The 23,087-nt window shown below is 63.4% G+C and carries 18 protein-coding genes; 6 read left to right on the top strand and 12 right to left on the bottom strand.

What is annotated here, in order from left to right:
- Positions 1-13: 13 nt before the first annotated feature.
- From AC1DLO_RS05860 to AC1DLO_RS05845, 4 genes are all read right to left on the bottom strand, one after another.
- On the bottom strand, positions 14-1,831 hold the full coding sequence (locus AC1DLO_RS05860; protein WP_476889594.1) for an ABC transporter ATP-binding protein: 1,818 nt from the start codon (positions 1,829-1,831) through the stop codon (positions 14-16).
- The gene (locus AC1DLO_RS05855; RefSeq protein ID WP_476889593.1) at positions 1,828-3,657 is read right to left on the bottom strand and encodes an ABC transporter ATP-binding protein; all 1,830 of its coding nucleotides are present in this window, start codon (positions 3,655-3,657) and stop codon (positions 1,828-1,830) included. The genes AC1DLO_RS05860 and AC1DLO_RS05855 overlap by 4 nt, the downstream gene beginning before the upstream one ends.
- 438 nt (positions 3,658-4,095) lie before the next feature.
- Positions 4,096-5,058, bottom strand: a complete 963-nt coding sequence (locus tag AC1DLO_RS05850) for a metallophosphoesterase (protein ID WP_476889592.1) — start codon at positions 5,056-5,058, stop codon at positions 4,096-4,098.
- A complete protein-coding gene (locus tag AC1DLO_RS05845; protein WP_476889591.1) occupies positions 5,051-7,345 on the bottom strand; it encodes a transglycosylase domain-containing protein in 2,295 nt (764 codons plus the stop codon). Before AC1DLO_RS05845 ends, AC1DLO_RS05850 begins: the two co-directional genes overlap by 8 nt.
- Between AC1DLO_RS05845 and AC1DLO_RS05840 the strand changes: the two genes are divergently transcribed.
- Genes AC1DLO_RS05840 through AC1DLO_RS05830 form a run of 3 tightly spaced genes read left to right on the top strand, consistent with a single transcriptional unit; the run spans position 7,344 to position 8,967 of the window.
- Positions 7,344-7,499 carry a DUF4177 domain-containing protein gene (locus AC1DLO_RS05840; protein WP_009359196.1) on the top strand — a complete coding sequence of 52 codons (156 nt, stop codon included), beginning with the start codon at positions 7,344-7,346 and terminating at the stop codon, positions 7,497-7,499. The genes AC1DLO_RS05845 and AC1DLO_RS05840 overlap by 2 nt on opposite strands.
- Positions 7,500-7,501: 2 nt before the next feature.
- Positions 7,502-8,038 (top strand): RidA family protein, encoded by a 537-nt coding sequence (locus AC1DLO_RS05835; RefSeq protein WP_184738807.1) that lies wholly within the window; start codon positions 7,502-7,504, stop codon positions 8,036-8,038.
- A gap of 17 nt (positions 8,039-8,055) precedes the next feature.
- On the top strand, positions 8,056-8,967 hold the full coding sequence (locus AC1DLO_RS05830) for an NUDIX hydrolase (protein ID WP_184738805.1): 912 nt from the start codon (positions 8,056-8,058) through the stop codon (positions 8,965-8,967).
- Between the two features lie 101 nt (positions 8,968-9,068).
- Here AC1DLO_RS05830 and AC1DLO_RS05825 read toward each other — a convergent pair whose 3' ends face one another.
- On the bottom strand, positions 9,069-9,746 hold the full coding sequence (locus tag AC1DLO_RS05825) for a Crp/Fnr family transcriptional regulator (RefSeq protein WP_011775987.1): 678 nt from the start codon (positions 9,744-9,746) through the stop codon (positions 9,069-9,071).
- Positions 9,747-9,993: 247 nt separating this feature from the next.
- Here AC1DLO_RS05825 and AC1DLO_RS05820 point away from each other — a divergent pair, with 247 nt between their 5' ends.
- The gene (locus tag AC1DLO_RS05820) at positions 9,994-11,178 is read left to right on the top strand and encodes a MarP family serine protease (RefSeq protein WP_184738803.1); all 1,185 of its coding nucleotides are present in this window, start codon (positions 9,994-9,996) and stop codon (positions 11,176-11,178) included.
- A gap of 278 nt (positions 11,179-11,456) precedes the next feature.
- Here AC1DLO_RS05820 and aroQ read toward each other — a convergent pair whose 3' ends face one another.
- The 5 genes from aroQ to AC1DLO_RS05795 form a co-directional block, all read right to left on the bottom strand.
- Positions 11,457-11,921 (bottom strand): type II 3-dehydroquinate dehydratase, encoded by a 465-nt coding sequence (gene aroQ, locus AC1DLO_RS05815; RefSeq protein WP_476889590.1) that lies wholly within the window; start codon positions 11,919-11,921, stop codon positions 11,457-11,459.
- Positions 11,922-12,001: 80 nt separating this feature from the next.
- A complete protein-coding gene (locus tag AC1DLO_RS05810) occupies positions 12,002-14,191 on the bottom strand; it encodes an alpha-galactosidase (protein WP_476889623.1) in 2,190 nt (729 codons plus the stop codon).
- Positions 14,192-14,299: 108 nt separating this feature from the next.
- Positions 14,300-15,655: an ABC transporter substrate-binding protein gene (locus AC1DLO_RS05805; RefSeq protein WP_476889589.1), complete on the bottom strand. Its 1,356-nt coding sequence runs from the start codon at positions 15,653-15,655 to the stop codon at positions 14,300-14,302.
- A 53-nt stretch (positions 15,656-15,708) separates the two neighbouring features.
- Positions 15,709-16,668 (bottom strand): carbohydrate ABC transporter permease, encoded by a 960-nt coding sequence (locus AC1DLO_RS05800; protein WP_476889588.1) that lies wholly within the window; start codon positions 16,666-16,668, stop codon positions 15,709-15,711.
- A 12-nt stretch (positions 16,669-16,680) separates the two neighbouring features.
- Positions 16,681-17,622, bottom strand: coding sequence for a carbohydrate ABC transporter permease (locus AC1DLO_RS05795; protein WP_476889587.1), 942 nt, complete (start codon positions 17,620-17,622; stop codon positions 16,681-16,683).
- A gap of 219 nt (positions 17,623-17,841) precedes the next feature.
- On the opposite strand from AC1DLO_RS05795, the gene AC1DLO_RS05790 reads away from it, so the two are divergent.
- Positions 17,842-19,044 carry a Gfo/Idh/MocA family protein gene (locus AC1DLO_RS05790; RefSeq protein WP_476889586.1) on the top strand — a complete coding sequence of 401 codons (1,203 nt, stop codon included), beginning with the start codon at positions 17,842-17,844 and terminating at the stop codon, positions 19,042-19,044.
- A 14-nt stretch (positions 19,045-19,058) separates the two neighbouring features.
- The gene (locus tag AC1DLO_RS05785) at positions 19,059-20,078 is read left to right on the top strand and encodes a LacI family DNA-binding transcriptional regulator (protein WP_476889585.1); all 1,020 of its coding nucleotides are present in this window, start codon (positions 19,059-19,061) and stop codon (positions 20,076-20,078) included.
- 105 nt (positions 20,079-20,183) lie between these two features.
- On the opposite strand, the gene AC1DLO_RS05780 is transcribed toward AC1DLO_RS05785, so the two are convergent.
- Both AC1DLO_RS05780 and AC1DLO_RS05775 read right to left on the bottom strand, forming a co-directional pair.
- Positions 20,184-20,963: a DeoR/GlpR family DNA-binding transcription regulator gene (locus tag AC1DLO_RS05780; protein ID WP_184738787.1), complete on the bottom strand. Its 780-nt coding sequence runs from the start codon at positions 20,961-20,963 to the stop codon at positions 20,184-20,186.
- A 29-nt stretch (positions 20,964-20,992) separates the two neighbouring features.
- Positions 20,993-23,086 carry a beta-galactosidase gene (locus AC1DLO_RS05775; RefSeq protein WP_476889584.1) on the bottom strand — a complete coding sequence of 698 codons (2,094 nt, stop codon included), beginning with the start codon at positions 23,084-23,086 and terminating at the stop codon, positions 20,993-20,995.
- Between the last annotated feature and the right edge of the window lies 1 nt (position 23,087).

The raw sequence follows: 23,087 nt of genomic DNA, 5'->3' as shown, positions 1-23,087 counted from the left end.
CCGGGCGCCGACGTCAGACCAGCGAGTCCTTCCAAGCGCCGTGCAAGCGAGCGAAGCGGCCTCCACCGCTGATGAGTTCGGCCGGTGTGCCGTCTTCCACGATGCGTCCCTCGTGCACCACCAGTACCCGGTCTGCGGTCTCTACTGTAGAGAGCCGGTGGGCGATGATGATGGCGGTCCGCTCGGAATCCGATCGCGACAGGAGCCGGGACAAGCCTGCCTGGACCAGGCGCTCGGAGGGAATGTCCAACGACGAGGTCGCCTCGTCCAGGATGAGTACCGCAGGGGCGGCAATGAACGCTCGGGCGAAGCCGATCAGTTGCCGTTGACCTGCCGACACTCGTCCGCCGCGCTTGTTGACGTCGGTATCGTAGCCGTCGGGCAACGCGGAGATGAAGTCGTGCGCACCAACAGCCTTCGCAGCGGCTTCGATCTCCGCACGGGAGGCCTCCGGACGCCCCAGGGCGATATTGTCCGCCACGGAGCCGCTGAAGAGGAATGCCTCCTGGGTGACCATCACGACGGCGCGGCGCAGGTCCGCCGTCGAGAGTTCCCGTAAGTCAACGCCGTCGAGGGTCAAGGAACCTTCGGTGACGTCGTAGAAGCGCGCGATCAGCTTGGCGAAAGTCGATTTCCCGGCTCCGGTCTGTCCCACAAGCGCAACGGTTTGCCCGGCGGGGATGTGTAGGTCCAACTCGGGGACCACCACAGTCCCGTTGTCGTAGCCGAACTCCACGCCGAGGAAGTCGATTTGGCCGCGGGCATGGGGCAAAGGCGCGGGGTTCTTGGGAGGTCGGACGGTGGGGATCTCCTGCAGCAGGCCGGACACCTTCTCCAATGCGGCCTGTGCGCTCTGGAAGGAGTTGTAGAACATGGCCATCTGGTCCACGGGCTGGAAGAAACGCTTCGTGGAAAGGATCAATGCCAGGAGGACGCCCACTGCCAGCTCCCCGGAGAGTACCCGGAAGCCGCCGAACAGCAGGACTACCGCCACGCACACATTGCCGATCAGGACCAGGCCTGGTTGGAAGATGCCGTTGAGGTTGATGGAGCGGACGGTGACCTTGCGGTAGTCCTCGGACAGCTCGGCATAGCGCTCGGCGTTCTCCGGTTCCTTGCGGAATGCCTTGATGGCCCGGATGCCGGTCATGGTCTCCACGAAATGCACGATCAGCCGGGCAGAGACCACTCTGGATTCGCGGAAGGCGATCTGGGAATGCTTCTGGTACCAGCGGGCCAGGAAGAACATGGGCACGCCGGTGGCGAGCATGATGAGCCCACTGCGCCAATCGAGGACGAACACGGTGAATGCCGTAAAGAGCATGAACAGCAGCCCGGAAGCCAGGGAACTAACGCCCGAATCGAGCAATTCGCGCAGTGCCTCAAGGTCCGATGTCTGCCGGGCGATAATGCGGCCCGAGGTGTACTTCTCGTGGAACTCCAAGCTGAGCCGCTGCGTGTGCCGGAACACCCGCAGCCGCAAGTCAAGGAGCATGGCCTGGCTCAGGTTCGCCGTGGACGTGACATAGAGGGCCGTCAGTACAGCTGTTGCGATGGCCGCCGTCAGGTACAGGACTCCGGCAAGGAGCAGTGGCATGTTGTTCCCGGCGAGCAGTGAGGGCAGTGCATGGTCAATGCCGAAAGCGATGATCGCCGGCCCCGCCACGCGGGTGGCCTGCGAGAGCACCACCATTCCCAGCGTCAGCCAAAACCGCAGCCGCACCGGGCGGATGAGCGAGCCCAACAAGGCGACCGACCGCCGTCGTACTGCTTTGCTGTCGCTCCGGCTCAGGTGGGCATTGTCTTCATTGGCGGTTCCGAAAGTGCTCATCGGCGGCCCTCCCCGGCTTGGTCCATGTGCTGCTCCGCATCCAGCTCGTGTTCCAGTTCGTCCAGCTCGCGGTCGAGGTCCTTCGGACCCGCGTCCAGGCTCGCGATCACATAGCGGTAGTGCGCATTGTGGGCCAAAAGTTCCGTATGGGTCCCGACGGCGGTGATGCTTCCGTTTTCGAGCAGCGCGACGCGATCGGCCAAGGCCACGGTCGAGGGCCGGTGGGCGACGATAAGGGTGGTGGTGTCCCGGAGGACTTCGCGGAGCCTGGCCTCGACGAGTTCCTCGGTGTTCACGTCCAGGGCCGACAGCGGATCATCCAACACCAAGACTTTCGGCTTGGCTGCGATGGCGCGGGCAAGGGCAATGCGCTGCCGCTGGCCGCCGGAAAGGCTCAGTCCTTCTTCTCCGATGAGGGTCTCGACGCCGTCGGGCAGCGAGTACGCGAAGTGCGCCTGCGCGACGTCGAGGGCTTTGTCGAGGGCTTCCTCGGAAGCGTCGGGCGCGCCGAGCAGCACGTTGTCCCGGACAGAGCTGGAGAACAGCGTGGTGTCCTCGAAAGCAACCGCTACAACAGTCCGAAGCTGCTCCACGTTGAAGTCGCGCACATCCACGCCGTCGATGCTCACGGAACCTTCAGTGACGTCGTAGAGCCGCGGGACCAGCTGAAGCAAAGCACTCTTTCCGCTGCCGGTGATGCCCACGAGTGCCATGGTTTCGCCGGGCTCGATGTCCAGGGAGATGTCGTGCAGGAGCCGGGCGCCGTCGTCGAAGCCGAAAGCGGCAGCGTTGAAGCTCAAGGCCCCACGCAGTTCAGCTGGTGTCGTCGGGTTCGCGGGGTCCGTGATGGTGTTGGGCGTATCCATGACCTCGAAATGCCGGTCCAACGCCGTCTTGGCAGTCAGTGCCATGGCCAGAAGCATCCCCGAGAATTCCACGGGCGACGCCACCACCGCCGCGGTGGCGAAGAACGCAACGAGGGAGCCGATGCTGAGTTCGTGCGTCGACACCAGCAGGATGCCCGTCACGAGCCCGATTCCGAGTGCCAGTTCCGGCAACAGGGTGACCACCAGGGTGAACGTCGCCTGATGCTTGGCCTTGGCGATCTCGGTCTGCCTCAGCTCCTCGGCCTGCTCATTGAAGTTCTCCAGTGCTTCGCGGCTCCGGCCGAACGCCTTCAGAACGCGGATACCATGGACGGATTCCTCCACGGTGGTGGCGAGATCGCCGGCCTGGTCCTGGCTGAGCCGGGTCACCAGGCTGAAGCGGCGACGGAAACGGAACGAAAAGACCATGATGGGCACCGCGGCGGCCAGGAAGATCAAAGCCAGCTGCCAGCTCATCGAAAACATCACGACGACGCCGATCACCACTGTCAGCGTGGTCACCACCAGCATGATCGCGCCGAACGCCATCCAACGCCGCAGGAAATTCAAATCGGTCATGGCGCGCGACAGCAACTGTCCGGAACCCCAGCGATCGTGGAAGGACACCGTGAGATCCTGCAGATGCCCATAGAGCGACACCCGCATCCTGGTTTCCACCGTGGTCGCCGGATTGATGACGAACTGGCGCCGTAGGGCCACTAGCCCCGCCTCTGCGATGCCAAGGGCAAGAACCACGACGGCGGCGATCCAGACGGCGCTGCTGGGGCCGCCAGGGTGCAGGGAACCGTTGATCAAAACCCGCAGTACCTGTGGGATGGCAAGAGCTACGATGCTGGCCATCAACGCGCTGAGCAGCCCCATGAAAAGCCGGGGGAGGATCGGTTTGACGTGCGGATAGAGACGTTTGACGGAGGTGAAGAATGAAGTCTGTTTGGCCATGCCCACTTCTCAACAGCTTGTCCTGGTGTTCCGCGCCAACCCGGCGCGACGCTCGGATGTAGTTTCCTGTAGCAACTACCCTATGCCATCGCGTGACGGGATTCACAGCAGCATTGCGGTGCGTGATGGGAGGTATTGAGAACCTAGTTCACTGAGGACTTGGTTTCCCTGCGGGACCTGTTTTCCCGAGGGACATGTCCAGCTTTGGTAGCCAAGGATGGACATAGTGCTGTCATGCCCATCCTTGGCTCGGTGCGAAGGACATGCTCAGTGGTCAAGGATGGACATGTCCAACCTTGGTCTCGCTCGATGGGCATGCTCAGTGGGGCGGGGAGAGCTGGAGGGGACATGCCCGACCTTGGTCTGGCTGAACGTGCATGCTCAGGGGGCGGGGGCGAACTGTGTGCCGCGCTGCTGCTCGCGGGCTCGGCAGAAGGGCTACTGGCGGGCCGTGAGTGTCAGCAACACCGCTTCGGGCTTGCAGGCGATCCGTACGGGGGCGAAGCGGGAGGTGCCGATGCCCCCTGAGACGTTGACCGGCGTCGTGCGTCCGTTGTTTTCCCAGTCATGCAAGCCCTTGGCCCGCCACGTGGGGAGGTCGCAATTGGCAACGAGGGCGCCATAGCCGGGGATGCAGATCTGGCCGCCGTGGGTGTGCCCGGCGAGGATGAGGTCTGCGGAATCGTCCGTGAAATGGTCCAGGACGCGTTGGTAGGGCGCATGAATGACGGCTACGCGCAGGTGCGGGCGGGAGTCCTGGCCGGCAGTTCCGCGGGGCCAGCCAGCGTAGCGCTCCCTCTTCAGATGGGGATCATCGACGCCGGAGAAATCGAATCGGATCCCGTTGATGGGCAGGGATTGATGCCTGTTGGTGAGATCGATCCAGCCGGACATCCCGAAACCCGAACGCAGGCGCGGCCAATCAAGCTCGACGGGATTGTTCTTAACGCGCGAGGGGCCGAGGAAATAGCTGGCCGGATTCTTGAACCGAGGAGCGTAGTAGTCGTTAGAACCAGGGACGAAGACGCCTGGGAACTTCAACAGCGGCTGCAGTGCATCCAATAGCGGTACGACGGCGTGAGGGTGGCTGAGGTTGTCGCCAGTGTTAACCACGAGGTCTGGTTCGAGCGCCGCGAGCGAACGTAGCCATTCGGCTTTCTTCCGTTGGCTCGGGACGAAGTGAATGTCGCTCACATGCAGGACCCGCAGGGGAGCCGAGCCTTCGGGGAGGATGGGAAGGGTTTCCTCACGGAGCACGAACTGGTTCTTTTCCCACAGGCCATAGGCAAGACCCGCCACTCCAGCGGTTGCGCCTGCACCTGCAGCGACGGCGAAGCCGCGCCCGATGCTTCGAACGCGGCTTGCCAACGATTCAATGGCGGGCTTGGAGCCGTTAGCCATTCTTTTTCCCATTTCCGTTGCTGGGCTGGGTGCCCGGCTGGCTGCTTGGCGACGTGTTGCTCGGCGTCGGGGCTCGGAACGAGGGTGCATCCAGAAGGTTGGACGGCGGAGCCGGGAACGGGTTGGTTCCATAGGCGGGCGCAACCTGGGACATGTAGTTCGAGAACTGCGGACCGGCGATCATGTAACCGTCAATGCCTTGGTAGAACTTTCCATTGATGGTCACGTTTTGGCCCGGCCGTTGCTGGTTGCCCAGCGGATCTCCAAACCATGTCGCGGTCGCGAGGCCAGACGTGTAACCGGCAACCCACGTGGAGCTGTTGGTGTCGTTCGTGCCAGTCTTGGCTGCGATAGGGAAATTGGTCTTGGTGGAAATGCGCGGCTGGATCAGTGAGCCGGATCCCTTGTTCAGAACCTCTTGCATGGCGTAAGCAACGCCGTGAGCAACCTCTGGAGTCACCGCATCCCGGCAGTTGGTGGACTGAGCCGGCAGCTTTGCGCCCGTCTGGTCCGTCACCGAAGTGATAGCAATCGGCTCGCAGTACTTGCCGTTGTTGGCAAAGGTGGCAAAGGCGCTGGCCATGGTCAGGGGCGAAGTCTGCGTAGCGCCAATCAAGTTGGACAAACGGGTCATATTGACCTTGGGATTCGGGTCGCCTGTAGTGGCGTCAGGGAGGCCACTGTGGATGCCGACGGCATCGACAATCTTCTGGATGCCACACAGGTCAACCCTTGCTGCTGTGGCAAATGTCATGGTGTTGATGGAGTTGGCCAAGCCATCAACAACAGTCATAGGCCGGTAGTAGCCGCCTTCAGCGTTCTGAAGGTCGTGGGTTCCATTGGTGCTGTCGTACGAGTCGACGACTGGAGTCGGACAGGTGTTTTTCCAGGGGAATCCTGGCGCGTACCGCCGGACGGTGCCATCGAGCACGGTGTTCATCGACTTGCCCTCATTGAGCCATTCAGCAAACGTGAAGGGCTTCATGGTGGAGCCGGGCTGGAAGCCGCCCAAACCGTTGAGGTCATTTCCCTTGGCATCGAGCTTGTCCACGTTGAAGTTCTGTGTCTGATCAAACTTTCCGGCGGCGGGAAACCAGACTGTGTTTTGGGCCATCGAGATGATCTTGCCGCTGCCCGGCTGGACCGAAACCAAGGACGCCCCCCACTTGTCCGGATTGGCCCCGGCAGAAGCGTCAACTTGGGCTTGGGCCACGGCCTGGGCCTTGGGATCCAGAGTGGTCTGGATAGTCAGACCACCGCGCGAGACGCGGTTGACTCGCTCGTCCGGCGTGGCGCCGTAGGCCGGGTTGTTGTAGAGCAAATGCAACACGTAGTCACAGAAGTACGCAGCCGTAGGGGAATAAGGGCAGCCTTGGCGAGGCTGCGTCACTTTGGTGGTTACCGGCGTCGCGATGGCGGCGTCGTAGTCCGCCTTCTTGATCTTGCCCTGGTCTAGCATGAGGCCGAGTACCAGGTCGCGGCGCTGCTTCGCGTGGTCCGGGTTCGCGACGGGATCGTAGTAGGACGGGCTGTTGACGACGCCAGCCAGCAAGGCGGCCTGTGGCAAGGTGAGGTCCTTGGCACTGGTGCTGAAGAACAGCCTCGATGCGGCCTCGATGCCGTAGGCGTCTTTGTTGAAGAAGACGATGTTGAGGTAACCCTCAAGGATCTGCTGCTTGGAGAACTTCTTCTCCAAGGCGATGGCCAGCTTCATTTCCCGGAGTTTGTCGCCCACTCCCTTGTTGACGCCATTGAGCTTGACGTCTGCGGCCTTGTCCTGGGACACGAGAGACTCGTTGATGACATTGTTCACGTACTGCTGGGTGATGGTGGAAGCACCCTGCTTCTGGCCGCGCGCCGTGCTGACGATGGCGCGCATGATGCCAGTAGCGTCAACGCCGCCGTGCTCGTAGAAGCGGCTATCCTCGACCGCGACGATCGCGTCCTTGATGTACGGGCTCATCTGGTCAAGGGGGACTCGTGTGCGGTTCTCCGAATAGATGGAGGCGATCTGGCTGCCGTCCGCTGCCAAGATGGTGGTCGCCTGGCTGGGCGGGTTCACCTGGAGCTCAGCCGGCAGCGTGTCAAAGAACTGAATGGACCCACTGGCCGCACTGCCCGAAACGGCGGCGGCGGGGACGAGCAAGCCCGCCACCAGGACACCACAAATAGCGCTCACACCAAGGAATCCGAGGATCTTTCCAAGAGTGGTGGCAGTGTCGAATAGAGGGTTCCTACGAGTCACCATGTTCTCCACTTTACCGGCAAGGGCTAGTCTTTCTTTCATGACCAAATGGGAGTACGCGACAATTCCGCTCATCATTCACGCCACAAAGCAGATTCTGGACCAGTGGGGAGAGGACGGCTGGGAGCTCGTCCAGGTTGTTCCCGGACCCGATGGAAACGGACTCGTTGCATACTTGAAGAGGGAGAAGCAGTAACAATGACAACCCCCGCAGAAGCCACCGTTGGCGCGGATTCCACAGCTCCGGCATCCGCCGTTGAGCAGCGCCTTGCCGAACTCGGATTGACCCTACCGGCAGTTGCCGCTCCGGTCGCGGCCTACGTCCCGGCCGTCGTCTCCGGCAACCATGTGTACACCTCCGGACAGCTGCCCTTTATTAACGGCAAACTTGAAGCTACGGGCAAAGTCTCCAGCGGCGAAGAAGGCCTTTCGGACGAGCCGACAGTATCTCCGGAAGACGCCCACAAGTACGCAGCCGTCTGCGCAGTCAATGCCTTGGCTGCCGTTAAGAGTGTCATCGGAGACCTCGACCGCATCACGCGCATCGTGAAGGTGGTCGGCTTCGTGGCCTCCGATACCTCCTTCACCGGCCAGCCCGGTGTAATTAATGGTGCGTCCGAGCTCCTCGGGCGTGTCTTCGGCGACAAAGGGCAGCACGCGCGTTCCGCCGTCGGCGTTGCGGTCCTTCCACTCGACTCTCCTGTCGAGGTCGAGTTGATCGCTGAATTCAGCTAAGGAACCGGTTCACTCAATTGCCACAACTAGCCCGACGCCTGTTTGCGTTGCCCCCCGAACTCGAAGGGGCGGCACGGAACTGGCTTCAGCTCGGCGAACCGACCCCCCGCGCCGCGCGTTACGCATCATCCGTTGTTCTGCTCCGCGATTCACCCACCGGCCTGGAGACGTGGATGGGTTACCGTCCCGGCTCTTCGCCGTTGGGAGTCGTCGCGTTTCCCGGCGGTTCGCTGGAACCTAGCGACGACGACGCCCTCGGCTGGCTCGGCCCCTCGCCTCAGCATTGGGCTGAGGCGTTAGGGACCGCCGACGTCGGACTCGCCCGCCGCCACGTGGTGGGCGCCATCCGCGAACTGTTCGAGGAAACCGGGGTGCTGCTGGCCGGCACCGACCTGTCCTCCACAGTGGAGGCGACGTCCACGCCTGAGTGGATGAAAGCCCGCGAAGCGGTGGCTGCCCAGGACAAGTCGTTCACGGATGTGCTGGCCAAGCGTGGCTTGTCGCTGCGGACGGACCTGCTCAAGCCGCTCGTTAACTGGCTCAGCCCGGACTTTGCGCACCGGCGCTTCAACACCCGCTACTTCGCGGCCACCCTTCCTGTTAACCAGCAGCCCTCGCTGCTTGCGAGCAAGGGTGTCTGGGGGCGTTGGGTATGCGTTTCCAAACTCATGGCCGAGCGCGAGACCACGGCTCTTGGTGACGAGATCGGTGAGGAAAACACAGTTGGCTTGCCATTGGGCCAATTGCTGGTGCCGGGCTCGGAGATCATCCTCGAAAAGATGGCCGCTGCCCAAGGTTGCATTGCGTACCTCAGCTACAAACGCAAGCCGCACGTGTACCAGCCGCGCCTTGTCGAAGAGGACGGCACACTCATGCTCGAAGTCGAAGCTGCCCGGACGGTTTCAGGGGAGCCGCAGCGGGAGCGCTGACGACGCGCACCCTGGCGACCCGCAAATCTGCTGGCGACACGAAAAATGCCTGGCGACACCGGAATTCCGGTGTCGCCAGGCATTTTCTGTGTCGCTGAAAATTAGCGGGAGCGCTGGCGGAGGCGCTGCATGTCCAGGATGACTACTGCGCGGGCCTCCAGGCGGAGCCAGCCGCGCTGGACGAACTCGGCGAGGGCCTTGTTGACCGTTTCACGGGAAGCGCCGACCAGCTGGGCCAGCTCTTCCTGCGTGAGTTCGTGGGCCACCAGGACGCCGTCAGTGGCAGGCCGGCCGAAGCGGTCCGCGAGGTCCAGCAGGGCCTTGGCGACGCGGCCCGGAACGTCCGAGAACACGAGGTCGGACAGGGAATCGTTCGTGCGACGCAGGCGGCGGGCAAGCGCCTGCAGCAACTGTGCGGATACCTCGGGACGCGTGCGGAGCAGGGCGTTGAGGCTTTCGTTCTTCAGGCCCGCCAGGCGTGTCTCGGACACTGCAGTGGCTGTCGCGGTCCGCGGGCTGGGGTCGAACAGGGCCATTTCGCCGAAGAGCTCCCCCGGGCCAAGGATAGCCAACAGGGATTCGCGGCCATCCGGAGAGGTACGGCCGAGCTTCACCTTGCCGGACACGATGAAGTAAAGCTGGTCACCCTGATCGCCCTCGCGGAAAACAGACGCTCCGCGTGAAAGGTCCACCTCTGTGAGTTCGTCCGTCAGCAGACGGAAAGCGTCGTCGTCAAGGGTGGCGAAGAGGGGTGCGCGGCGCAATACCTCGATGTCCATGAAATCTCCTGAGTAAAAGTTCGGCTGTGGCGCTTCAGCCATTGTTTCAGAATTTTGTCGCGTCTGTGACGTACTTGGCAGCCGAAACGCCCTAAATCACGCGGAAGAGGCCCAAAATCGCGCCCCAACTGGCCGGGAATGCTCCGCTGAGAGGCGGCTTCGCGATGCGGTTGGCGGCCTGCTCGTGACGGGAAGCTGTCAGGCTGTGCATCTACAATTGGGGCTTACCCGGCTGTGAGGAGCTTTGGTGTTCGGCTTGACCATATTGGACCTGGCGTTGATTCTGACGCTTCTTTCCTACCTGATCTACGGACTGCGCAACGGCTTCTTTGTGACCCTCGGTGGAATCGCAGGCTTCGCGGCGGGAGCCGTGGCAGCCTTCATTGCGGTCCCGCTCGTCGGTGACTGGGTGAAGGACAGTGGCTGGAGGCTGACGGCCATCATCGGCTCAGCTGTAGTGCTGATTGTCTTGGGACACGGCTTGGGCACTTGGATCGGCCAGAAGGTCCGCAGGGCCGTCCGGATCCAACCATTGAACGTCCTGGACCGCCTGCTGGGTGGTTTCGTCAGCCTAGTGGTTGCGGCGCTGGTCATGTCCATGTTGGCGTTCAGCATCGGCTCCTTGGGTGTGCCGTTCGTTTCGCAACAACTCGCCGATTCGAGGGTGATCCGCTTCATCGACACCATGACGCCCACACCCGTCAAAGCCGGCGTCGCGCAGCTGCGTTCCACCGTCATGGGTAACGGCATTCCTCACCTCATCGAGGGCATCGGGCCTGTTACCCCGTTGCCCATCCCGAACACCAGTACGGACACTCCCGCACTCAACAATGCGGCACATTCCGTTCTGAAAATTGCCGGCACGGCCTACCAGTGCGGCCAGAACCAGACCGGCTCCGGATTCGTCGTCTCTCCTGGCCGCGTGGTGACCAACGCACACGTCGTGGCCGGAGTGCCCCAGCCTGTGGTGGAAATCCCCGACGGCGGCGCGTTGCCAGGCCGTGTGGTCTACTTTGACAGCCAACGCGACCTCGCCGTGCTCGCCGTCGACGGTCTCCCGACGGCGCCCTTGCAGTTGAGCGCCGATCTTCCGGCGGGCTCACCTGCAGCCTTCGCCGGATACCCTCACGGCGGTCCCTTCCAGTCCAAACCGGCCGCCGTGGAGGGGATCTCGACCCTCCTGGTCCCGGATATCTACGGCAACAACCCGTCCCCGGAACAGGTCTACAAGATTGCCGGCGACGTGCAGCCGGGCAACTCGGGCGGTCCGCTTCTCACGACGGAGGGCCAGGTTGCTGGAGTGGTCTTCGCCAAGACCACTTCGGACGTGGCGGTGGGCTACGCCCTCACCATGGACGAGCTCTCGCCCGTGGCCCAGCAGGCACCATCCTTGAGCTCGGCCGTGTCGCCGGGCCAATGCACCAAAAAATAGCCCCGCCCACCAAGGGACATGCTCAGCGCTGACACCAAGCAGTGGACATAGTGCGTTTATGTCCAGCGTTGGCCTTGAAGAATGGGCATGTCCAAATAGACAGGTCTTGGGTAATACCCTGCCCACCAAGGGACATGCTCAGCGCTGACACCAAGCAGTGGACATAGTGCGTTTATGTCCAGTGTCGGCCGTGAAGAGTGGGCATGTCCCCAAGGGGTGGGTGCTTATGTCCAACGCCGGCCGTGAAGAGTGGGCATGTCCTGAGTGGCAAGCCTCTTCTAGACCGCAGTGGCGAGGTAGTCGATGGCCAGCTTGTAGCCCTGGACTCCTGCGCCGACGATCACCGCGGAGCAGACGGGGGAGAGGTAGGAGTGGTGCCTGAATTCCTCGCGCTGGTGCACATTGGTGATGTGGACCTCGACGGCGGGAAGCTGCACCGCAGCAAGGGCGTCCCGCAGTGCCACTGAAGTGTGGGTGTACGCGCCCGCGTTGATGACGATCCCGACGGCGGTGCCGCGCGCGCCGTGGATGGAGTCAATGAGGTCACCCTCGTGGTTGGACTGCACGCAATCCACGGTGAAGCCGTGGGCCTCGGCGGCTGCCATGGCGAGCTGTTCGACGTCGGCCAAAGTGGAGGTGCCGTACTTTTCCGGCTCGCGCGTGCCCAGGAGGTTCAGGTTGGGGCCGTTGAGGACGAGGATGGTGCCGCGACCGGCTTCGGTGGCGGTGGGAGCTTCAGTCATGCCTCCCAATCTATCGGTGTGCGCAGCCGGTCCGGCGTTTCTTACGCTGCCGTGGGCTCGTAAGAAACGCCAGACAGCAGCTACACCGCAGTGACGCGGAGCAAAAGCGCGTGCTCCGGGTTCAGGACGGGCATGGGAAGCCCCACCTCAGACAGGAAGCGGCCGCTCGCCTGCGCGCCGGAGGGTAGCCATGCCGGCGGCTGCACCTGGGTGAACGTGCGGGCGTAGTCGGCGTCGCCGGGGGCCGGGAAAATGGCCTGCACCGTATAAGAGCGATCGGGGTCGAGGCCCGGAATCGCCACCCGGCCGGGTTGTTCGGCGAACGACGTCCGGGTACTGACGACGGCGAACAGGGCGGACCCGCCGTCGTCGGATACTACGCCGTGGAGCATCAATGAGTCGTCCGGGACGTCTGCGCGGACCATCCGCCCGCTGTGGATGAGTCCGCGGTGCTCCTTGTAGAGGCCGATGAATCGTTTGAGTTCTTCGCGTTCAGCGCCCTGTACCTGACGGACATCCCATTCCATGCCGAAATGCCCAAACAGCGCGCTGATGGCACGGAAGGAGAGATCATGCGTGCGGGCCGTGGTGTGCGAGGTGGTGGGGCCGATGTGCCCACCCACGAGTTCGGGGGGAACCACGACGCCGGTCCACCGCTGGATGGTCTGCCTCTCGAGGGCGTCGTTGCAGTCCGATCCCCAGATCCGGTCGGTCCGCTCAAGGATGCCGAGGTCCACCCGGGCACCGCCGGAGGAGCAGCTTTCGATCTCGACGCCGGGGTGGGCCTTGCGGAGCTCGTCGAACAGCCGGTAGGCGGCGAGAGTCTGCGCATGTACGGAGGCGCGCCCTGCGTGCCCGTGTTCGCTGAGGTCCCGGTTCTGGTCCCACTTGAGGTAGCTGATGTTGTTTTCCCTCAGCAGGGCGTCGATCCGCTCGAAGACATACTGCCAGGCAGCGGGGTTCACGAGGTCGATGATGTGCTGGTGGCGCCATTCCAGGGGGAGGCGGCCGCCGTCCTTGTGGGACAGCGCCGCAGGGCCCACGATCCAATCCGGGTGCGCCCTGGCAACATCCGAGTCTAGGTTGATCATTTCAGGCTCCACCCAGAGCCCGAATTCCATGCCGTGTGAGTTGACGGCCTCGACCAGTGGCGTCAGGCCATCCGGCCAGAGGGTTTCGTCGACGTACCAGTCGCCCAGGCCGGAGTGATCGTCGCGGCGCCCGCGGAACCAGCCGTCGTCGAGCACGAATCGCTCAACACCCAGCTCGGCAGCGGATTCCGCGAGCTCGATCAGGGTGTCCAACTTGTGGTCGAAGTACACGGCTTCCCAGGTGTTGAGGACCACGGGGCGCGGCTTGCCGGCGGGCAGTCCGGTGGAAGCAGCGGGAAGGACGTGATGCGGGCGGGACCGGAACCAGCTATAGAAGGCCTCGCTGATGCCGTCCAGGCCGCGGTCCGAGTAGGCCGCGAAAAGGGCGGGCGTGGTGTAGCGTCCGCCCGGCTGGAGGACCACTTCGGCCGGGCCCAGAAGCTCCGAGCCGCCGATCATGGTGCGGCCATCGGCCACGGTGTCGGCGAACTGTTCGTGGTTGCCGCTCCAGGCCAGGTGGGTGGCCCAGACCTTCCCGTGGCGATTGCCGAATCCGGCGGTTCCCGCGGCGAAAAGCAGTGAGGAATCGTGTCCTGTGCGGCCGTGGCGTCCCGTGCGTACCCACGTGCCTTGCTGGACGGGCCGGCGCTGGGGGTGGCGCTCGCGGCACCAGCGTCCGGTGAGGTCAAGGAGTTCGACGGCGTCCGGTCCCACCGGGAGGACGGTGGCCAGTTCGTCGAGCTGGAAAGGGGACGTGCCGTCGTTGACGGCTGTGTGGCGAAGCTCAAGGAGCCCGCCGGTGTGAAGCATCAGCGTGGACGTCACGGTGATTCCGGCGTCGGGATCCTTCTGGACAATCACTGCAGAGGCGACGGCGGAACTGGCGTCAGCCTGTACGTCTGCCACACGAAGCCGGAGCGAAAAGTCCAGGCCAGGAACGCCGTCGGCGATCCTCTGGCCGCGCAGGCCTGGGCGGCCCTGCCAGGCAGAGGAGCCTTGCGGAAGAAGCGCGGCCGGGACGGTGGCGTCGACGGCGGAGTGCGGGATGGGTTCGCCCAGGATGGCGAGGTCCGGAAGGGCGTCGCCGAGATCGGCGCCCCAGTGGATGACCTCTGCCTCTCCGCTGTTGAAACTGACCACCAGGCTTGTGCCGGTGGAACGGAGGTAGAGCGGGTCCATGAGCTGGTTCACTTTCGAAGAGTTGTTGCGTAAGGAGCGGTGGAGAGTCCGGGCGCCGCCGTCAAAGGAGTGAAGCGGCGGCGCCCGGACTGGTTTTGGGGACTGGTGTTACTTGAAGAGGCTGTTGACCTGGTTGTTGGCGTCGGACAGGGAGCTGGCGGGCTTCTTGCCGCTGAGTACTGCGTCCATTGCGGGCTTCATGATGCCGTCAACTTTGGCAGCCTTGTCCGCGATGGGGAAGAGGAACGTGGTGCCGTCCTTGACTTGGGTGGTGAAGGCCGAGACATCTACACCCTTGGCCGCGAAAGCCTTGGCGGCCAAGTCCGAGGAGGTGGAGATAGCCGGGAAGACCACTGCCTTGTTGGCGACGACGTCCTGGCAGGCGGAGGAACCGAGGTATTCAACCCACTTGGTGGCTGCCGCGGGGTTCTTGGTGCCGGCCCAGATGGAGTCCGCCAGGCCGTTGAACATGGACGCCCGCTTGCCGCTGGGGCCCACCGGGGTGGGGGCGATGGCAGTCTTGATGCCCTTGTAGCTGGTGTACTGGCCGATCATCCATGAGCCGCTGGTGTTGATTGCAGCCTTGCCGGCGCCGAAGTTGTCCGAGACGCTGGCGCCTACCGTCGTTTCAAGTTTGGGCATGTAGCCCTTGTCCGCGAGTCCGGCCCACCAGGCGATGGTCTCCTGGAACTTGGGGTCGTCGTAGTTGAACTTGCTGGCCCACGGGTTCTTGTCCGTGGCGGTCCAGCCGGTGGTGGCGGCCAGGAAGCTCCACTGGGTCTGGCCCTGCCCGGAACCGGAGGACTCCAGGCCCAGGCCGTAGACGGCCACATTGTTCTTGTCGAAGCCGGCTTCGTCTCCGCGCTTGCCGTTCTTATCCACGGTCAGGTGGGCGATCGTCTTTTCGTAGCTGCCACCGTCCTTGGGATTCCAGTCCAACTTGGCCATTTGCTCGGCCGTGATGCCGGCGGAATCTGTCATGGCCTTGTTGTAGAAGAGGCTGATGGTGTCCCAGTCCTTGGGAAGGCCGTAGCGCTTGCCGTCCTGACCCACCCAGAGATCGGCCAGGCCCTTGTTGTAGCTGTCCAGCTTGACACCGTCTTTTGCCACGGCGTCGTCGAGGGCCAGCAGTTGCTTCTTGGAAGCGAACTCCGGGTACTTGGAAAGGTGGTCGGTGAAGACATCAGGGGCGGTGCCGGACACGAATCCGTTGGTCAGGGTGGTCCAGTAGTCGTCCCAGCCGCGCTGGGTGATCTTGACAGTGATATTCGGATTGGCCTTGGTGAAGTCGCTCGCACACTGCTGGTATGCCGGAAGCTGGTTGGCGTCCCACAGCCAGTAGTTGATCTCGCCTTTGGCTTCGCTGGAGGCAGGGGCGGAGCCGCCGCCACAAGCGGAGAGTGATAGCGCGGCTGCGGCAGCGACGGCGACGGCAGCTGCGACGGTGCCAATGGATTTCTTCATGGTGGACCTTTCAGGGGGTTGCGATAGAACGGGGCGTTGTTGGGGAGGGAGAACTATTTGATGCCAGAGAAGCCGATGGAGTTGACGACCTTCTTGCCGAAGGCGATGAAGAGGATCAGGACAGGCAGCGCTGCCACGAGCGTGGCGGCCATGAGCCCGCTCCAGTCCGGCGCCCCTTGCGGAGATTGGGACTTGAAGACGCCCAGGCCCACGGTGAGGACGCGGACACTCTCGTCCTGGCCTACCAGGAGCGGCCAGAAGTACTCGTTCCACTGACCGATGAAGGTGAGCAGCGCAAGGGTGGCGAGGGGGGCTGCTGCGTTGGGGATCACAATCTGGAAGAAGATCCGGAGGTGCTTGGCGCCGTCGAGCATGGCTGCCTCTTCCACTTCGCGGGACATGCTCAGGAAGAACTGGCGCAGGAAGAAAATGGCGAACGGAGTCATGAACATGAAGGGCAAAGCCAGCCCCGCGAAGGTGTTGAGCAGGCCGAGGTTCTTGATCATCAGGAAGTTGGGCAGGGCTGTGAAGATCGGCGGGACCATCATGGTGGCCAGGAAGATTGCGAAGACCTTGTTCCGGCCCGGCCAGCGCAGCCTGGAAAAGGCGTAGGCGGCCATCGCGCTGAAGAACACCTGGCCTGCGGTGGTCATGGTGGCGAAGATGATCGAGTTGCGCAGGTAGAGCCAGAAGTTGATGTCCGCGCCGGAGCCGCCTTCGGCGATGGCTTGCTCGGGGCTTTGCAGCCCGAAGACTCGCTGGAAGGCACCCCAGCTGAAGTCCGCAGGGAGGAGATTGCCGGCGTTGGAGGCTAGCGAGTGATTGCTGGATAGGGCCGTCCGGAGCATCCAGAGGAACGGGGCGATGGTGACCACGACGGCGATCACCACGAGGACCCAGGCGCCGGTGCGGCGCCAGTTGACGGGTTTCGTGCCGGGGCGGCGGGACTGCGGGGAGCCGACGACGGCGGCAGCGGACTCGCGCGTACGGCGGGAATTGGTGGAGGTACTCATGGCGGGGTTTCCTTAGTCCAGGTCCGTCTCGTTGCCTTTGAGGAACTTCATCTGGATGAAGGCCACCAGGGCGAGAATGATGAAGAGAATCACGGACAGCGCCGAGGCGTAGCCGAAGTCCGACTCGCCGAAGGCCTTCTGGTAGATGTACATCTGGATGACGCGGGAGGCGTTGACCGGTCCACCGCCAGTGGTCACGGCGACCGTGTCGAAGACTTGGAACGAACCGATGACGGTGACCACTAGGACAAGGACCAAGACGGGGCGCAGGAGCGGCATGGTGATGCTCCAGAACGTCCGGGTGGGGGACGCGCCGTCAAGGTTGGCTACCTCGTAGACGTGGTTGGGTATGGACTGAAGACCTGCAAAAATCAGCAGGGCGGTGTAGCCCATGTGCCGCCAGACATTGACGAAGGCGATGGTGGGGATGGCCCACTGTTCACTGCCGAAGAATGCGATGCGGGGCAGGCCCATCCAGCTGATGATCTCGTTGACGATGCCCAGTTGGTAGTCGAGCATCCAGAACCAGAGCAGAGCGACGATCACGTTGGCCACCAGGAACGGGAGCAGCAGCGCGCCGCGGATGAACGTCGATTTGGCCACGCGGTGCATGAGGAGTGCGAGTCCGATGGCGATGACGGTCTGGAAACCGATGTTCAGAGCCACGTACTGAACGGTGACGGCCATGGCGTTCCAGAACAGATCGTCGCTGAATATCGAAGTGTAGTTCTTGATGCCGATCCAGGTGGGGTCGCCCAAGATGCTGTACTCGGTGAAGCTGAGGTAGATGCCCCGGATGGTGGGGACGAGGAAAAAGAGAACGAAGCCGATCATCGCCGGGAAGATGAAGAGCAATGCGATCTTCAGGTCACCGATCCGTCGGATGCCGAACCTGGATGGTTTGCCCGATTGGGGAGGTGCGGCGGGCTCCGCATGTTTGGCAAGGGTGGTCATCTTCGACCCTTTCCTGACTGTGATGTGGGTTACAACTGATGGAAATCTACACGAGTAGATCTAGAGAGGTCAAGAGGTTTTGTTAAGTTTTGTTCGATTATTTTGGATTTATTGCGTTTTGTTGACTCGAGTAGATCCTAGTGATTCACTGGTCTGGACCCCTCGCCGGGCCTCTTCCGGCGCAGCGAGAAGCCACCCACACAAATCGAAGGGCTAACAATGACGTTTTCAATGGGAGTAGTAGGACTTGGCCAGTTTGGCGGCCAATTTGCCCACCTCTTCAAACTCCACCCGGGGGTTTCCGCGGTCTACGCCGTGGACGAGCTCCCTGAACGGGCAGCCAAGGCCGTAGAGCAATTGGGCTTGGACGGATCAATGGGCAGCTTCGACGAGTTGCTGGCCTCCGACGTCGACGCCGTCGCCATCTTCACGCAGCGTTGGACGCACGGTCCGCTGGTGATCAAGGCGCTTCGCGCTGGAAAGCACGTCTACTCTGCGGTGCCAATGGCCGTTTCGGAAGAAGAGATCGGGAACATCATCGAGGCCGTGCGTGAGACCAAGCTTGTCTATGCCATGGGGGAGACCAGCTACTACAACCCCGCCACCGTCTACGCCCGCGAGCAGCACGCCGCCGGCAAGTTCGGCCGCATCTTCTACACGGAAGGTGACTATGTCCACGACATGGATCTGGGCTTCTACGAGGCCTACCAGTACAGCGGCGGCGAAAACTGGAAGGAGACCGCCAGCTACCCGCCCATGCTGTACCCCACGCACGCCATCGGCGGTGTCCTGGGTGCCGTGCCTGGACATGCCGTGAGCGTCAGCTGCATCGGCGTCAAGGACGATCGTGGCGACGGCGTCTTCGACAAGGAAGTCAGCATGTTCGACAACGACTTCTCCAACGCTACTGCGCTGTTCGAAATGAACGACGGCGGCGTGATGCGGACCAACGAGATGCGCCGCGTGGGCTACCCCTCGCACATCCGCGAATCGCGCTTCCGCTTCTTCGGCACGGAGGCAAGCTTTGAACAGTTGGCCACCACCACGCTGTGGCAGGACAAAAAGGGGGTCCTGGACGTCTCGGACCAGGTGGAGACCAAGCCGAGCATGTCGGCGGATGACCCCTCGTTGGCGGACGTCGCGCCCGAACTTCGCGGCGCGTTCATCTCCGGCCTCGCTCCGGTGCACGACTCCGGCCGGCTCCCCGTTGAATTCGAGGGAGCTCCCACAGGGCACGAAGGAAGCCACCAGTTCCTGGTGGATGACTTCGTCACAGCCGTGAACAAGGGAAGCCTTCCCCCGGTCAACGCCTGGGTGGCCGCGCGCTTCACCCTCCCCGGGGTCGTGGCGCACGAGTCTGCCCTCCGGGGCGGCGAACGGCTCCCCATCAGGGACTTTGGAGATGCCCCCGAGGCTTTGTAGCTAGCATGATCACCATGACTACTTCGGCAGTGCACACCCCGCGCGGACCGGTGACGCGCAAAGACGTGGCCCGGTACGCCGGGGTGAGCACCGCCGTCGTGAGCTATGTGGTGAATGGTGGTCCCAAGAAGGTGGCGCCGGCCACGGAAGCCAAAGTCCAGGACGCCATCCGGATCCTGGGGTACAGGCCGAATGCCGCCGCGCGCGCACTCAAAATGGGGTCCAACCAAACCCTCGGCCTCGTGATTCCGGACTCCAGCAATCCGTTCTGGGCGCTGCTGGGACACGCCGTGGAAGTGGCCGCAGCCGAGCGCGGATATGCCCTGTTGTTGACGAATTCCGACAACAAGCTGGACTCCGAACGCCGCCACATCCGCAACCTCGCCGCCCGTCAGGTAGATGGCGTGGTCCTGGCAAGCGTCATGTTTGAACCCGATTTACTGGAGCTTTTCGGCGCCGAAATCCCCTCGGTCCTGTTGAACCATGCCTCGGTTGCTCCCGGATTCAACAGCGTAGGCGTGGACCTTGAAGCCGGAGCCCGCCTGGCCGTGGAACATTTGATCGGCCACGGCCATACCAGCATCGGACTCGCCATGGGCATCACGGCCGACAACGAGGCCGATGGGCGCGAGGAGGGGTGGCGGCGGGCGCTGGAAGCTGCCGGACTCCCTGTTGGGCCGCTCGCCCGCGGCGGGTTCGACCGCCCTGGGGGCTACGCTGCCGGACAACGCCTCCTGACCGCGGACAACCGCCCGACGGCGATCTTCGCCAGCTCCGATATGCAGGCAATCGGACTCCTGCGGGCAATCCGCGAGGCCGGCCTGTCCGTTCCGGACGATATCGCCGTGGCGTCCTTCGACGGTTCGATCGAGGCCGAATACAGCTGGCCGGCGCTGACCACCGTGGAGCAGCCGGTGTGGGAGATGGCAGAGGCCGCAGTGTCCGCGCTGGTGGGTGAGACCCGCAACGAACCCCCGCAGCACAGGGTCTTCCCCACCCAGCTCCGCATCCGGCAATCGTGCGGGTGCCCGTAGCGCGGTGCCTGCCCAACTAACTCGCATTAGGTGTCGTTTTCGGGGCTGATAACGACAACAAATGCGAGTCAGTTGGGTTCCGGGCAGGGAACTCGGGCCGGCCCCTTAGGCCTTTGCGATCCTCAGCTTCCCGACGCCTTCGGCGAGAATGCGCCGCGCATCCTCGCCGAGATGCGAATCCGTCACGAGCACGTCGGCCTCTTCCAGCTGGGCAATCGAGGCGATGCCCACTGTTCCCCATTTGCTGTGGTCCGCCAAGACCACCACGTTGCGGGCCGCGCTGATGAAGGCCCGGTTGGTTTCGGCTTCCTGCAGGTTCGGGGTAGTGAACCCTGCGTCTGCATCCATGCCGTGGACGCCCAGGAACAGCGTGTCGAGGTGCAGCTGCTTCAGCGCGGCCGTGGCGATGGGACCCACCAAAGCGTCCGACGGCGTGCGCTCACCACCGGTCACGATGACCGGGAAACCCTGACGGGAACCCGAGGCATTGTGGAACAGATCCGCAATCCTGATGGAGTTCGTCACCACCGTGATCCGCGGGCCGTCGAGGAGTTCCTTGGCGAGCTCGTAGGTGGTGGTTCCGGCGCTCAGGCCAACAGCCATGCCTTCGTGGACCAGGGTGGCGGCCTCGACAGCGATCGCATGCTTTTCCTCGATCAGCTGCGTGGACTTCAGCTCGAAGCCGGGCTCGTGGGTCCGGGCGTCGCCGGGTATCTTGGCCCCGCCATGGATGCGCTCCACAAGTCCTGATTCCTCAAGCGACTCGATATCGCGCCGAACGGTCATGGCGGAGACGCCCAACTGTTGCGCGAGATCCGAGACTCGGACAACCCGTTCGCGCTGGACGGCGTCGACTATGGCGGTATGGCGCGCTGCCTGAAGCATCGGAGCCTTTCTGGAGGGTTGGCAGTGGGTTAGGCGGGAGCTGCGACGACCGCGACGCCCCCGGCAGTAAGGTTTAGCGTACCTCCGGTGGGGGTTCCGCTCAGGAGCTCGACGCCGTCGAGCGGCACGTCCACGTTCTGGGCGCTGTGGTTGATGACGAAAGTCCAGTCCTTGCTGCCGTTGCTCCTGCGGACGATTTCCACGTCCTCCGGCGGCTGAACGCCCAGGACCGGCTCCACCCCCGCGTCTGAGCAAAGCAGCTGGACCAATTCGGCCAGCCCTGCGCGGCCCAGACTCGTGGCGACGTAGTACGCGGCGCCGCGTCCAGTCGATCCCGCCCGGCGGGTCACCGCCGGAGAGCCACCGACGCCGGACGCGCCCCGGCTGCCTATCGCTGTGCCGTCGAGCGCTGTGCCGCCGTCGAGCGGGCCGCCGTCGAACGTGGCGAGAACCTCAGCGCCGGTCGCCTTCCCGAGCTCGCTCCACAGCGCCCCGGAGCCGAACTGGCTCAAGCCCACGGTGTCTCCGGAACGCAGGGGGAAGAATTCCTCCATGCTCACGCCCAGCAGTTCGGAGAATGCTCCTGGGTAGCCGCCGCCGTTGACCGGGTCCATCAGGATGTGGTCGTTCTGATCTACGATTCCGGAGAAATAGGTGATCACCAGGGTTCCACCGGATTCGACGTACTCGTGTAGCTTCGCGGCGCCCTCATCGGTGACGAGATACAGCATGGGCGCGATCACCAGCTTGTAGCCGGAAAGGTCATCGGTGCTTTGCCTGATGTCCGTGGTGACGCCGGCGCGGTAGAGGGCATCGTGCCAGCGCCGCGTTTCGGGGAGGTTCCGGGCATCCTCGCTGGGCTGCGAGTCCAGTTCGGTGCCCCAGCGGGCGTCGGTGTCGTGGATGATGCAGGCCTCGGCCTGGACCGTGGAGCCGGCCACCTCCGAAATGCTCTCGAGAGCCCGGCCCAGCTCCACCACTTCGCGCCACACCTTGCTGTCGCGGCCAGCGTGGGGGACCAGCCCGGAGTGGTATTTCTCGGCGCCGGCCCGGGAAGCCCGCCACTGGAAGAACAGCACGCCGTCGGTTCCGCGGGCCACATGCTGCAGGGAGTTGCGGAGCATTTCACCCGGCGCCTTGGCAATGTTGCGGGGCTGCCAATTGACCGCCGACGTGGAGTGTTCCATCAACAGCCACGGCTTGCCTTGCGCCCACCCGCGGGTGAGGTCCGCCGTCATGGCCAGGTCCTGGAAGTTCCGCTCGTCGGCGGCAATCAGATAGTGGTCATTGGACACAACGTCCATGTGTCTGGACCAGCGCCAATAGTCCACTGGAGCGTTCAAACCCATGTTGAAGCCCATGAAATTGGTGGTCACGGGGTGCTTGGAATGCGCCCGGATGATGTCCGCCTCGGCCTTGAAGCACTCAAGGAGCGCATCCGAAGAGAATCTCGCGAAGTCCAGTTGCTGGGTGGGGTTCACCCAGGTTCCGGAGCGGCGCGGCGGGAGGATCTCGGCCCAGTCGTAGTAGTGCTGTGACCAGAACGCCGTACCCCATGCCTCGTTGAGCGCCTCGAGGTTCCCGTACCTGTCCTGGAGCCACTTCTGGAAGCCACGCTCCGCATGCGGACCGAAGTCCGGTTGGTTGTGGCAGCCGTACTCGTTGTGCACATGCCACATCACGACGGCGGGGTGCCCGGCGTAGCGCTGCACGATCGCCGTCGTCAGGGCTGCTGCCGCCCGGCGATAGTCCGGGGAGCACGCAGCGAAGGCCTGGCGAGAACCGTAGCTTTGCCGCACGCCGTCGGCATCCACCGGGAGCGAATCGGGGTACTTGCGGCTGAACCACGGCGGGGGAGAGGCGCTCGCATTGGCGAGGTCAACGCAGATGCCGTTGGCGTGAAGGAGCTCAAGGACCCTGTCCAGCCAGCCGAACTCGTAACGGCCTTCCTCCGGCTCCAGTAGTGCCCAGCTGAAGATCCCGACGCTCACCAGGTTCACGCCGGCTTCCTTCATGAGCGCGACGTCGTGTTTCCAGACCTCTTCGGGCCATTGTTCGGGGTTGTAGTCCCCGCCGAAGGCGATCCGGCCGCCCAGCTTGTCGACGATGTAATCCATGGCCATG

Source organism: Arthrobacter sp. 01T419 (assembly GCF_056398865.1).
The sequence above is the reverse complement of the archived record's forward strand: the minus strand, read 5'-3'. Positions and strand labels throughout refer to the sequence as shown.